This is a genomic window from Streptomyces sp. NPDC000983, assembly GCF_040299205.1.
GTDB lineage: Bacteria > Actinomycetota > Actinomycetes > Streptomycetales > Streptomycetaceae > Streptomyces.
In genome coordinates this window covers 1-12,080 of the sequence record NZ_JBEPBM010000051.1, presented here as the reverse complement: position 1 = coordinate 12,080, position 12,080 = coordinate 1, and the positions used below count along the sequence as shown (strand labels likewise).

9 protein-coding genes are annotated in these 12,080 nt (G+C 70.0%); 4 read left to right on the top strand and 5 right to left on the bottom strand.

From position 1 onward, the window contains the following. Positions 1–228: 228 nt before the first annotated feature. From ABT296_RS34270 to ABT296_RS34255, 4 genes are all read right to left on the bottom strand, one after another. Complete coding sequence (locus ABT296_RS34270; protein WP_351933308.1) at positions 229–2,817, bottom strand: family 78 glycoside hydrolase catalytic domain; 2,589 nt, start codon at positions 2,815–2,817, stop codon at positions 229–231. A gap of 106 nt (positions 2,818–2,923) precedes the next feature. Next, positions 2,924–3,826 carry a carbohydrate ABC transporter permease gene (locus ABT296_RS34265; protein WP_351933307.1) on the bottom strand — a complete coding sequence of 301 codons (903 nt, stop codon included), beginning with the start codon at positions 3,824–3,826 and terminating at the stop codon, positions 2,924–2,926. 5 nt (positions 3,827–3,831) lie between these two features. Further along, the gene (locus tag ABT296_RS34260; protein WP_351933305.1) at positions 3,832–4,716 is read right to left on the bottom strand and encodes a carbohydrate ABC transporter permease; all 885 of its coding nucleotides are present in this window, start codon (positions 4,714–4,716) and stop codon (positions 3,832–3,834) included. A gap of 85 nt (positions 4,717–4,801) precedes the next feature. After that, positions 4,802–6,121 carry an ABC transporter substrate-binding protein gene (locus tag ABT296_RS34255; RefSeq protein WP_351933303.1) on the bottom strand — a complete coding sequence of 440 codons (1,320 nt, stop codon included), beginning with the start codon at positions 6,119–6,121 and terminating at the stop codon, positions 4,802–4,804. Positions 6,122–6,384: 263 nt separating this feature from the next. Between ABT296_RS34255 and ABT296_RS34250 the strand changes: the two genes are divergently transcribed. Both ABT296_RS34250 and ABT296_RS34245 read left to right on the top strand, forming a co-directional pair. Then, positions 6,385–7,434: a LacI family DNA-binding transcriptional regulator gene (locus ABT296_RS34250; RefSeq protein ID WP_351933301.1), complete on the top strand. Its 1,050-nt coding sequence runs from the start codon at positions 6,385–6,387 to the stop codon at positions 7,432–7,434. A gap of 108 nt (positions 7,435–7,542) precedes the next feature. Further along, positions 7,543–8,547: a LacI family DNA-binding transcriptional regulator gene (locus tag ABT296_RS34245; protein WP_351933342.1), complete on the top strand. Its 1,005-nt coding sequence runs from the start codon at positions 7,543–7,545 to the stop codon at positions 8,545–8,547. A gap of 285 nt (positions 8,548–8,832) precedes the next feature. On the opposite strand, the gene ABT296_RS34240 is transcribed toward ABT296_RS34245, so the two are convergent. Further along, the gene (locus tag ABT296_RS34240) at positions 8,833–9,750 is read right to left on the bottom strand and encodes a LysR family transcriptional regulator (RefSeq protein ID WP_351933300.1); all 918 of its coding nucleotides are present in this window, start codon (positions 9,748–9,750) and stop codon (positions 8,833–8,835) included. A 128-nt stretch (positions 9,751–9,878) separates the two neighbouring features. On the opposite strand from ABT296_RS34240, the gene ABT296_RS34235 reads away from it, so the two are divergent. Both ABT296_RS34235 and ABT296_RS34230 read left to right on the top strand, forming a co-directional pair. After that, a complete protein-coding gene (locus tag ABT296_RS34235; protein ID WP_351933298.1) occupies positions 9,879–10,880 on the top strand; it encodes a fumarylacetoacetate hydrolase family protein in 1,002 nt (333 codons plus the stop codon). Beyond that, positions 10,877–11,839, top strand: coding sequence for a cyclase family protein (locus ABT296_RS34230; protein WP_351933296.1), 963 nt, complete (start codon positions 10,877–10,879; stop codon positions 11,837–11,839). The genes ABT296_RS34235 and ABT296_RS34230 overlap by 4 nt, the downstream gene beginning before the upstream one ends. Positions 11,840–12,080: the final 241 nt, after the last annotated feature.

Genomic DNA, 12,080 nt, shown 5'->3' with positions numbered 1-12,080 from the left:
CTATGGCCTATTCCAACCGGAGGTCAATACTCGGAAACACGCAGTTTAAAACTTTTGCTGACCTGCGGTTTCGCGTCGCACCATTTGAAATTTTCCCTGAAATTTCAATTGAAGAGCCCGGTCACGGGTATCGCTATCGACCGCCTGGATGTTCCGTATCCGCAACACAAATAGCAGCCCGACGAATCGCGTATTCGTCGGGCTGCTGTGCGTGTGTGGTCGGCGGGTTCAGGCAGCCGCCCCGAGTTCGGCGGTGTCCAGCACGTGGTCGCCCGGCCCCAGGACGAGCGGCGCGCATCCGGGCAGTTCGGCCGTGGCCGTGCAACCCGGCGGCACCGTGATGTCGGCTGTCATGCCGGTGGCGGTGAGCCGCCAGGACAGTGCGGCTGTCCCGTAGGGCGTTTCGTGGCGGACACGTGCCCAGGTGATGCCCCCGCCCGGGCGGGGGCGGAAGGAGAGCCGCCGGTAGCCGGGGGCGGTGGCGGTGATGCCGCCGACCACCCGGTGCAGCCAGTCGGCGACGGCTCCTAGTGCGTAGTGGTTGAAGCTCGTCATGCCGCCGGGGTTGAGGGTGCCGTCGGGGCGCAGGCTGTCCCAGCGTTCCCAGATCGTGGTGGCGCCCATGGAGACCGTGTAGAGCCAGGAGGGGCACTCGGTCTGGAGCAACAGCCTGTAGGCGACGTCGAGGTGGCCGCTGTCGGTGAGGGCGTCGCAGATCAGGGGGGTGCCGACGAAGCCGGTGGAGATCCGTGCATCGTCGGCGAGCACGAGGGCGGCGAGGCGGTCGGCGGCCGGTGCCCGCTGCTCCGGGGTGAGCAGGTCGAAGGCGAGGGCGAGGGCGTACGCCGTGGCGCTGTCGCTGGCCAGGCGCGCTGAGGGCAGGACGTATCGGCGCCGGAAGGCGTCCCTGACCTGATCGGCGAGTGCGGCGTACCGGGCGGCGTCCGCGTCGTCCTGCAACTCCGCTGCGGCCAGGGCTAGATGGCGGGCGGAGTGGGCGAAGTAGGCCGTGGCGACGAGGTAGCGGTCGGTGCGGCCCGCGCCCGGGTCGTCGGGCGGTGCGGCCGGGTCGAGCCAGTCGCCCAGTTGGACGCCGGTGTCCCACAGGCGGGTGGGTCCGGCGAGGCGTTCGACCAGGTCGACCCAGGCTTTGGCCATGGGGTAGTGGCGGCGCAGGAGTTCGCGGTCGCCGAAGCGCTGGAAGAGCGTCCAGGGGGTGAGGGTGGCGACGTCGCCCCATGCGGCACCGGGGTGGATCGGTGTCCACATCGGCTCGCCCGGGATGACCGGGACGTACCAGGGGATGGTCCCGTCGGGGAGCTGTTCGAGGCCGACGTCGGTGAGCCATGAGTCGAGCAGGCCGACGCAGTCGTAGAGGAAGCTCGCGGTGGGGGTGAAGACCTGGATGTCTCCGGTCCAGCCAAGACGTTCGTCGCGCTGCGGGCAGTCGGTGGGCAGGTCGACGAAGTTGCCGCGCATGCTCCACACGACGTTCTCGTGCAGCCGGTTGACAAGCGGGTCGCTGCACTCGAACCAGCCGGTGCGGCGCATGTCCGTGTGGTAGACGCGGGCGGTCACCTGATCCGCCGTCATCTCGCCCGGCCATCCGGTGATCTCGGCGTAGCGGAATCCGTGCAGGGTGAAGCGCGGTTCCCAGGTGAGAGGTCCGCTGCCGGAGAGAATCAGCGTGTCGACGGAGGTCGCCTCACGCAGGGGGCGCGTGGCCAGTTCGCCGTCCTGGAGGACTTCGGCATGCCGCAGGGTGACGGTGGTGCCGGCCGGGCCGTCGGCGGTGACGCGGAGTCGGCCGACGAGGTTCTGCCCGAAGTCGAGCAGGTATCGCCCCTCGCCGGTGCGCGTGATGGCCGGGGCGAGCTCCTCGGTGCAGCGTACGGGGGGCCCGAGAGGGGCGGTCAGCGTGGCGGGGTCGCGTGCGCCCGTGCGCACCGGTGTCCACTCCCCCGCGCCGGCTGCGGACGGCGTGGCCCATGCGGGGTCGTGCAGGCGGGCGTCGAAGGTCTCCCCTTCGTACAGGCCGCTGGTCAGGATCGGCCCGGGTGCCGCCGTCCAGGTTTCGTCGGTGGCGACGACCTGGGTGGTGCCGTCGTCGTACTCCACCTCGAGTTGGGCGATGAGCGACTGGTCGGTGCCGTAGATGTTGCGGGTCCCGCCGTCGAAGCCGTACTTGCCGCGGTACCAGCCGTCGCCGAGCCAGGCGCCGATGGTGTTCGCGCCCTCGGTGAGGTGAGCGGTGACGTCGTGGGTGCGGTAGCGCAGCCGGTGGGGGTAGACCGTCCAGCCCGGTGCGAGGGCCTCGTCGCCGACGCGGTGGCCGTTGATCTCCACCTCGTACAGGCCGTGGGCCGTGACGTAGAGGCGGGCGCGCGCGACGGGCCCGCGCACAGGGAAGTCCTTGCGCAGGCGGGCGGGGCGGCGCTCGCCGTCGGGGTCCTCGTCCCAGCCGGCGCCGACGGGTACCGCCTGCCAGTCCGCGGTGTGCACGAGCCCTGCTTCGACGTCGGTCGGTGGGCTCCAGCGCGAGGGCTGGGCGAGGTCGGAGGTCCAGACGCGGACCCGGACGGTGACGCGTTCGCGGGAGGCCAGGGGTTCGCCCGGCCAGGGCACGAGAACCTGCTCGGCGCTGTCCACGCGTCCGGTGCGGTGGGTGTTGCCGCGGCGCCGGAGTTCCAGTTCGTACCCCGTCTGAGGGCCGGTGGCGGCGGGCAGGGTCCAGGTCAGTCGGGGCGAGGTGACGCCGATGCCGAGTCCGTCGGGCAGGTGTTCGCAGCTGACCGCAGAGGGCTGAGGGGGGAGCAAGGGGGTGACCCTTCTTTCACGGGTGGTCACATGCGGGAGCGGGAGGGGTGGGCGGCGAGCCGTCTTCGGGGGGCCGAGGGACGGCTCGTCCGCAGGGGGCCGGGGGTCAGCCCTTGAGCGCTCCCGATGTGAGGCCCTTCATGACCTTCTGGTTGAGGAAGAGGTAGATGACGAGGGTGCCGAAGACGTTGATGCAGATGGCCGCGAAGAGGGGGCCGTACTGGGTGGCTCCGAAGTCGCCGGTGAAGTTGAGCAGGCCGACCTGGATGGTGCGCAGGTCCTGGTTGTTGGTGAAGGTCAGGGCGATGAGCAGGTCGTTCCAGATGAAGAAGAACTGCACCAGGCCGACGGTGAGCAGGGCGTTGCGTACCAGGGGGAGGCTGATGGTCCAGAAGGCGCGCAGGATGCCGGCGCCGTCGATGGTGGCGGCCTCGAACAGCTCGCGCGGGACGCTGCGGTAGTAGGTGGCCATCATGAAGACGGTCAGCGGCAGGCCGGTGCCGGTGTAGGTGAGGATGAGCGGCCACAGGGTGCCGGACAGGCCGGTCTGGAAGTACACCGTGAACAGGGGCAGCAGGATCATCTGGGGCGGGACCATCATGCCTGCGAGGAACACGAGCAGGGTGAGGCTTCGGCCCTTCCACACCATGACTTGCAGGGCGAACCCGGCGGCGGTGCCGAGCAGCAGCATCAGCGCGAGTGCGGGAACGACGGCGAGCAGGCTGTTCTGGACGTAGAGGCCGATGTTTCCGGTGGTCCATGCCTCGGTGTAGTTGCCCCATTCCCAGGTGGTGGGCAGCGACCAGGTGGAGTTGTTCAGATAGTCGTCGTTGGACTTCAGGGAGGTGAGGAACATCCAGACCATCGGGTAGATCTCGACGACCAGCAGGAGGGCGACGACGATCTTGACCCATAGACCTCTTCCCCGGCGGCCGCGCCGGGGTCGGGGGGCTGGTGCGGGCCCGGAGGCCCTCGCGGAGGTCTTCACGGGGGTGTGTGTGGTGGCCATGGTTTTCAGCCCTCCGTGAGGTCGCGCCGCGAGACGCGGTAGACGACCAGGCTCACCAGCAGGCACACGACGGTCAGCAGCAGGGCGATGGTGCTGCCGTAGCCGTAGTCGCCGTAGCTGAACGACGTCTGGAACATGTACAGGGTCAAAGGCGTGGTGTCGGTGCCTGGGCCGCCGTTGGTGAGGGCGACGACCGAGTCGAAGACCTTCAGGGTGCCGTTGATGCTGAAGATCAGCGAGGACAGCAGGACGGGCAGGGAGAGCGGCAGGACGATGTGCCGGACCAGTCTGAGTCCCGTGGCGCCGTCCAGGCGTGCCGACTCCAGGACCTCGTCGGGGATGTCGACCAGGCCGGCGAAGAGCAGGACGGCGTAGAAGCCCATCGAGCGCCAGATGTCCATGCCGATCAGGACCCAGAAGGCGCTGCCGGCGCTGCCGAAGAAGTCGATGGAGTCGATGCCGACGGCGTTGAGGAGGGAGTTGACGGGACCGGTCTGCGGTGCGACCTGGAAGAGCTTCTGGAAGAGCAGGCCGACGGCGACGGTGGGCAGGACGACCGGGAAGAACACCAGGGTGCGGATCAGCGCGGAGGCGCGCTTGAGGAAGAAGACGTAGAGCAGCGCCAGCAGGTAGCCGGCGATCACCTGGCCGACGGTGACGACGACGGCGTACTTGAGGGTGAACCAGAGGGCGTCGTGGGCGGCGGGGTCGTCGAGGAGGCGGGAGAAGTTGGCGACGCCGTTTCCGGTGAAGCCGTTGATCGTGTTGCCCTTGGTGAAGGCGTAGCCGAGTGACCACACCGTGGGGACGAGCATGATCAGGGAGTAGACGAGGAGGGCGGGACCGAGCAGGATCGCGATGGCTCTGCGGTCACCGAGGACGCGGTGCATGGGTGGTGTCCACTTTCTTCCGGAGGGACGGGGGCGGCCCGCGCGCGGCGGGGCGGGCAGGAGCGTGCGGGCCGCCCCCGGCCGGTCACTGGGAGGCCAGTGCGTCCTGCACGGTCTGCATGAACTGCTCGGGGCTCTTGCTGCCGTTGACCAGGCCCGCCGCGTTCTGCTGACTGACGGTGGTGGCCTTGGTGTTGAACAGGGCCTCGAACCACAGCACGTTCTGCTTCGAGGCGCTGATCGTGTCGCGGACCTGCGTGGTGACCTCGTTGGCGTCCTTGACCTCGGCGTTCACCTTGAAGCCCGAGATGGAGCCGTGGTCCTTCAGCCCCGTGGCGCCGTAGTTCTTGGCGATGCAGGAGACCCAGTCGCCGGTCTTGGTGTCGAAGGACTTGGCGCCCAGGGTGATGCCCAGGCCGACGTTGGAGGGGTACTGGTCGATGGAGCCCTTGCCGCCGGTCACGGCGGGGAAGGGCATGAAGCCGGTGTTCTCCGCGCCGATCTTGTTCTGCTTGTCGTCGGCGATGTTGGCCAGGGCCCAGCTGCCCATGTAGAACATGGCGGCCTTGCCGGTGAGGAACTCGTTCATCGCGGTGTCGTAGTCGATGGAGCCGACGCCCTTGCCGAAGTAGCCCTTCTCCCCCAGCGCGGCGATCTCCTCGGCTGCCTTCACGTACTCGGGGTCGGTCAGCTTCGCCTCGCCGTCGGCCACCTTCTGCAGCGCGTCCGGGCCGAGGCTGCGGTAGAGGTAGCCGCTGATGAGCCGGGTCAGCGGCCAGCCCTGCTGGCCCGAGGCGGAGAACGGCTGGACGCCCTTCGCCTCCAGCTTCTGCGCGGCCGAGACCAGCTCGTCCCAGGTGCCGGGCACCTTCAGGCCGTTGTCCGCGAAGAGCTGCTTGTTGTAGAAGATGCCCTCGATGTTGTACTCGTACGGCAGGACCTGGAGTTCGCCGCCGTACAGGGCCTTGATGGTGGAGACGGCGGCCGGCTCGAGCTGGTCGAGAACCCCCAGCTCCTTGAGCTTCGCCTCCAGGTCGGCGACCTTGCCGGACTTGGCCAGCTCCTGGGTGAGCGCGGGGGCGTTGCCGGCGGCGAACTGCACCGGCAGCGCGTCCTGTCCGGCCAGCAGCTGGAGCTTCTGGTCGAGGCTGGCCTGCGGAACGGTCTCCACCTTCAGCGGCAGGGCGTCGTTCGCGGTCTTGCAGGCGCCCTTGGACAGGGTGCCGAGCGCCGTCTTGACGGTGGTGTTCTCCGTGACGCTCAGGTAGTCGAAGTTCTTGGGAGCGGAGGAGCTTCCGGCTGCCCCGCTGCCGCCGCAGGCGGTGGCGAGCAGCGCGAGCGAGGCGGTGCCGGCGGTGAGCAGGCTCAGTCGCGCACGACGGGCGCGGGAGGTACGAAGGGGCACTGGGACTCCCAAGGATCATGACGAGCGGGCGAAATGCGGGAAGGGCGCCATGGGCGACGAACGGGCCCGGCAGCACGGCGGGGCAAGCGACGCGGAGTGTGTATAACGTTCTCCGCCCCGAGTGGGCAACACCTTGCACCGCCACTCCGCCACCGTCAAGACACGAGCAGGTAACACTGCGGTGATGTGCGGAAGACTTGACGAGTAGTGGGGAGTAACGTGTAGACCGTTATACCTACGACTACGAGACCGGGGATGTGGACATGGACAGGGCCTCCGCAGCCAGGCCGGGCAAACGCGTGACCATCACCGATGTCGCCCGGCACGCCGGCGTCTCCACGGCCGCCGTCTCCAAGGTCATGCGCAACGCCTACGGCGTCAGCGAGGCCATGCGGGAGAAGGTCCAGGCAGCCATCACCGAGCTGGGTTACCGCCCGCACGCCGCGGCACGGGGGATGCGCGGACGGACCTACACCATCGGCGTGCTGCTGGACAACGTCCGCAACGCGTTCTTCGCCGACATCCTCGACGGCATCCGGGACGAGCTGCGGCAGACCGACTACACGGTGCTGATCGGCGCGGCTGGCTTCGACCCGGACGAACAGGCCAGGACCATCCGCTCCCTGGTCGACCGGCAGATGGACGGACTGATCCTCATCGCCCCCGGGACCCCGCGTGCGGAGGTGCTGGCCACGGCCGCCTCGACGCCGACCGTGGTCATCGGCCACCATGACGCCTCCGACGCGTACGACGCGGTCGTCGACGCCGACGACCTCGGTGCGGGTCTGGTGGTGGATCACCTGGTCTCGCTCGGCCACCGCGACATCACCCTCGTCTCGGCTCCGGGTACCCGGGCCAACAAGTGGAAGCGCACTCCGGAAGCCGTGCTGGGCGAGGGCTATCTGCGCGCGATGGAGCGGCACGGACTCGCCCGGTACGCGCGGGTCCACCACGCGGCCTACTCCGACGAGGGCGGCTTCAAGGCGGGCATGACGCTGCTGACGGCAGACCGCCCGCCGACCGCCGTCATGACCGGCGCGGACGTCGCCGCGCTGGGTGTCTACCGCGCGGCGCACGAACTCGGCCTGCGCATCCCCCGCGACCTGTCGCTGGCCGGCTACAACAACACCGCGCTCGCCGCCCTGGCCCCCGTGCAGCTCACCAGCGTGGACCAGGCGGGACACACCATGGGCTCCGCCGCCGCCCGGATGCTCGTCGAACGGGTCGAAAGCCGAAGGGACAGAGCCATGCAGACCACGATGACCCCCCGCCTGGTGGTGCGCTCCACCACCGGTGCGCCGCGGGAACACTAGGCCGTGGACCCACGGCCGACCGCCGCCGTGAGGGCAGGACACGCACCTGCCCCCGCCAAAGGGACGGCGCCCGCCCAACCTGCCGTCCGCGCACGATCCCGGGTCGGCATCAAGGACGTCGCACGAGAGGCCGGCGTTTCCCTCGGAACCGTCTCCAACGTCCTCAACCGGCCCGAGGTCGTGGCCGAGACGACACGCTCGCGCGTCCTGGACGTCATCGACTCCCTGGGCTACATACGGGCCGAAGGCGCCCGGCAACTGCGTGGCTGGGCCTCCCGGGTGATCGCCGTCATGGTCCTCGACATGGCCAACCCGTTCTTCACCGCTCTCGCCTCCGGCGTGGAGCAGGCGGCCCGCGAAGCGGACCTCGGCGTCATGGTCTGCACCGGCGCCCACGATCCGGCGGAAGCCGCACGCCACCTGTCGCTGATCACCTCGCACCAGGTCCGCGGCGCGGTACTGACCTCCGGCGAAGGAGTGGGACGCACCGTTGCCGCGTTCCGCCGCAACGCGGTCCCCTTCGTAGTGGCCGACCAGCTCGCACCCCAGCCCGCAGCCTGTTCCGTCGGGATCGACGACGTGGCCGGCGGACGGGCCGCGGTACGCCACCTGGTCGAGCGCGGCCACCGTTGCCTCGCCTACGTCAGCGGCCCCGACCGCCTCCAGCAGGTACGGGACCGCCGCCGGGGCGCCCTCACCGCCATCAACGAGTCCGCCCTGCCCGCCACAGCGCTCAGAGAACTGCCCTGCGACGCACTCACCGTGGCAGCGGGCAAGGACGCCGGACACCGCATCCTCGGACTGCCCGAGCGGCCCACCGCCGTGTTCTGCGCCAACGACCTGCTCGCCCTCGGCGTCCTGCAGGCCCTGTACGAGGCGGGCCTCAGGGTGCCGGACGACATCGCGGTGGTCGGCTACGACGACATCGAGTTCGCCGCGTCGGCGGTCGTTCCGCTCACCTCGGTGCGGCGGCCGGCGTCCACCATGGGACGGCAGGCCGGCCGACTGCTCATCGAGGACACGGCGCACGGAGCCAGGCACGCCCACAGCCATGTGGTGCTCCAGCCCGAACTGGTCGTGCGCCGCTCCACCATGGCGGCTCCGCCTCGGTGACGGCCGCCACCCGGCGGTGCCCGAAAGCGCAGATGCGCGGCCGGCACCGGGCACGGGAGGGGAAACGGGCACGACGGTACTCCGGCCGACGAAACGGGAGGACCGACAGCGGAGATACGGATCATCCGGCCGTCGGTGGGAGGCGCCGCGCGGGAACGCGCCGACGCACCTCCTTCGAGCATGCGTGGCACAAAGCGCTCTGCCCACCCCCGCCGTGATTCACGTTCCGGATGACTGCCATCCACCCGGTGAATGGCTCCCGCCGTACGCGAGGCGGGCAGCCGCTCACCCCTCGGACTCGTCCGACATCCGCCTGCCCACGCGCGCGGCCGTCTCACGCAGCCAGATGTGACCCGCGTCGTGGGTGTGCACGGGGTGCCACCACATCGCCTCCCTCAGCGGCACGGCCTCGTACGGCGGCTCCACCACGCGCACGCCCGCGAGCGGCCCCAGGAGCCGGGCCAGGCGGGCCTGCAGGAGGGCGATGCGCCGAGTGCCGGCGACCAGCAGCGGAATGATCTGGAAGCTGTCCACCGAGACCTCGACCTGCGGCTCGATGCCCAGCATCCCCAGCTGGCGCACGGCCGGGGCGTCGTAGGTGCGCCGGTAGGTGACCCAGGGAAGCCGGGCCAGGTCCTGGCGGGTGAGACGGTCCTCGACGCTCGGATGGTCGTCGGAGACGAGGAAGACCCACCGGTCCCCGAACAGGTCGGTGGCCGGGAAATCGCTGATCACCCCGTGCGGCATCAGCAGGCCGTCGGAGGTGCTCAGCAGGGAGTCCGTGGCGTCCACCACCGTGGTCGGGGTCTGCGCGAACCGCAGCCGGATGCCGGGCGCCTCCTCGTGCAGGACCCGGGCCAGCTCGGCGCCGAAGACCGCCACGGCGTAGTCGGACGCGATCAGCTTGAACTCCCGCAGCTCGCGGGCCGGGTCGAAGTCCGCCTGGCTCGCGAAGAGACGCTCCAGCACGTCGTACGCCGTGGTGGTCCGGTCCAGGAGGACCTGGCCCAGGGCGGTGAGTTCGTAGTGGCCGCCGACCCGGGCGAGCAGCTCGTCGTCGAAGTGGCGGCGCAGACGGGACAGGGCCGCGCTCATCGCGGGCTGGCTGAGGCCGACCCGCCGTCCGGCACGGGTGACGTTGCGTTCCTCCAGCAGGGCGCGCAGGGCGACGACGAGGTTGAGGTCCAGGCGACTGAGATTCATCAGCGACTTTCCTAGCTTGACTGCGACGACCTGGGACTATTCAGCATACAGATGATTGCCATCCAGAGAATCGATTTCCGTGATCACGGGTGGCGGGTCCAGATTAGTGCCACCGCAATCAGGAGGACATGTCCGTGAAACCTCAAGCCGTGCCCGCCCTCTTCGCCGGACCCTTCGCACTGGCCACGCTTTCCGCCCCCGAAGGCCCCGCCTTCCCCGCTCTCGTCACCCCCGACGCCCGGGTGCTCGACCTGCGTACCGCCTTCGACGACTCCGGCCTGACCGTGCGCGGCCTGCTCGAACAGTGGGACGCGGCACAGCCGCGACTGGCCGCACTGGCCGACGACGGCACCCTCACGCGCGCACCCCTGGCGCAATTCGACGTCCACGCCCCCGTCGAGCCCCGCCAGGTGTTCCAGTCCGGCGCCAACTACCGCCAGCACGTCATCGACCTCCACGTCGCGCACCGCGCACCCGGGGACGAACGGCCGGAAGCGGAACGGCGCGCGGAAGCCGCGGAGATCATGGACCGCCGGGCCGCCGAGGACCTCCCCTACGTCTTCATCGGCCTGCCGAGCGCGATCACCGGCCCGTACGACGACGTCGTCCTGCCCGACTGGGCCGAGAAGCCCGACTGGGAGCTGGAACTGACCGCGGTGATCGGCCGCCCGGCCCACCGGGTGTCCGTCGAGGAGGCACTGACCCACGTCGCCGGCTACACGATCGCCAACGACCTGACCGACCGGGCCACCGTCTTCCGCCGGGACATGCCGCAGATCGGAACCGACTGGCTGCGCAGCAAGAACGCGCCCGGCTTCACCCCGCTCGGCCCCTGGATCGTGCCCGCCACCTCGATCGCCCCCACGGACGACCTGCGCCTGACGCTGAAGCTCAACGGCGAGACGATGCAGGACGAGTCCACCAAGGACATGATCTTCAACGTGGCGCGGATGGTCTCCTACGCCTCGCAGACCGCCCGGCTCCTCCCCGGCGACCTGGTCCTCACCGGCTCCCCCGCCGGCAACGGCATGCACTGGGGCCGGCTGCTGCGCGACGGCGACGTCATGGACGCCTCCATCACCGGACTCGGCGCCCAGCGCACCCGCTGCGTGGCGAAGGCGGCCTCGTGACCCTCGACCGCACCGACCCCGCCGCCTCGGTCGCGCGGGCCGCCAAGGCGTACTCCAACTGGGGCCGCTGGGGCGAGGACGACGTGCTCGGCACGCTCAACTTCCTCGACGAGACCAAGCGGCGCGAGGGCGCCGCGCTGATCCGGCGCGGCGTGAGCTTCTCCCTCTCCCAGCGTTTCGACATCGACGGCCCCCAGAAGGGCTGGCGAAGGCGCACCAACCCGGTCCACACCATGCTGGACACCGGCACCGACGCCGCCCTCGGCAACCAGGGCCTGCCGCACGGCATCGGCGGCGCGGACGACGTCATCGCCATGCCGCTGCAGTGCTCCACCCAGTGGGACGGGCTCGGCCACATCTTCGACCACGGCAAGGCGTGGAACGGCCGCGCCGCCGAGAAGGTCGTCACCTCCGACGGCGACCAGGTCACCGGCATCGAGCACATGGCCCCGCACGTCGCCGGCCGCGGTGTGCTCCTCGACGTCGGCCGGGCCGTCGGCGACGACGGCGAGCTGCCGGACGGATTCGCCATCACCGCAGAGCATCTCACCGCCACCGCCGAGGCACAGGACGTCACCGTCGGCCGAGGCGACCTGGTGCTGGTGCGCACCGGCCAGCTCGCCCGGGTCCGCCGCGACGGCTGGGGCGACTACGCCGGAGGCCCCGCCCCGGGGCTCTCCTTCACCACGGCCGGCTGGCTGCACGGCAGCGAGATCGCCGCGATCGCCACCGACACCTGGGGTTTCGAGGTGCGCCCCAACGAGTTCGACCACGCCTTCCAGCCGCTGCACCAGGTCGCCATACCCCACCTCGGCCTGCTCATCGGCGAGATGTGGGACCTCGAAGCCCTCGCAGAGGACTGCGCGGCCGACCGCAGATACGACTTCTGGCTCACCGCCGCCCCCCTGCCCATCACCGGAGCGGTCGGCTCCCCCGTCAACCCGATCGCCGTCAAGTAGGCCGAGGAACCAAGGAGTTCCCCTTGACATCCTCCCCGTCCTAAAGGACGGGGGTTCCCGCCTGGCTGCCGGTGGTGTCCGGCTGGGCCTTCGGGTGGGTTCCCCGTTCAACGGGCCGTGCCCGGTGTGGGGTTTCCACTCCGGGGCTGACCGGCCCTCCAGGGGCGTTTAGTCTCTCCGCCTGCCCGGCGGCGAGGATCACACGCGACGCATTGAGGTCACGATCATGCTCAGTCCCGCA

What these genes read in the sequence shown, in the direction of transcription:
- ABT296_RS34240 (WP_351933300.1), bottom strand. Translation starts at nt 9,750, where the DNA reads ATGAATCTCAGTCGCCTGGACCTCAACCTCGTCGTCGCCCTGCGCGCC.
- ABT296_RS34250 (WP_351933301.1), top strand. Translation starts at nt 6,385, where the DNA reads ATGGACAGGGCCTCCGCAGCCAGGCCGGGCAAACGCGTGACCATCACC.
- ABT296_RS34235 (WP_351933298.1), top strand. Translation starts at nt 9,879, where the DNA reads ATGTCCGTGAAACCTCAAGCCGTGCCCGCCCTCTTCGCCGGACCCTTC.
- ABT296_RS34265 (WP_351933307.1), bottom strand. Translation starts at nt 3,826, where the DNA reads ATGGCCACCACACACACCCCCGTGAAGACCTCCGCGAGGGCCTCCGGG.
- ABT296_RS34260 (WP_351933305.1), bottom strand. Translation starts at nt 4,716, where the DNA reads ATGCACCGCGTCCTCGGTGACCGCAGAGCCATCGCGATCCTGCTCGGT.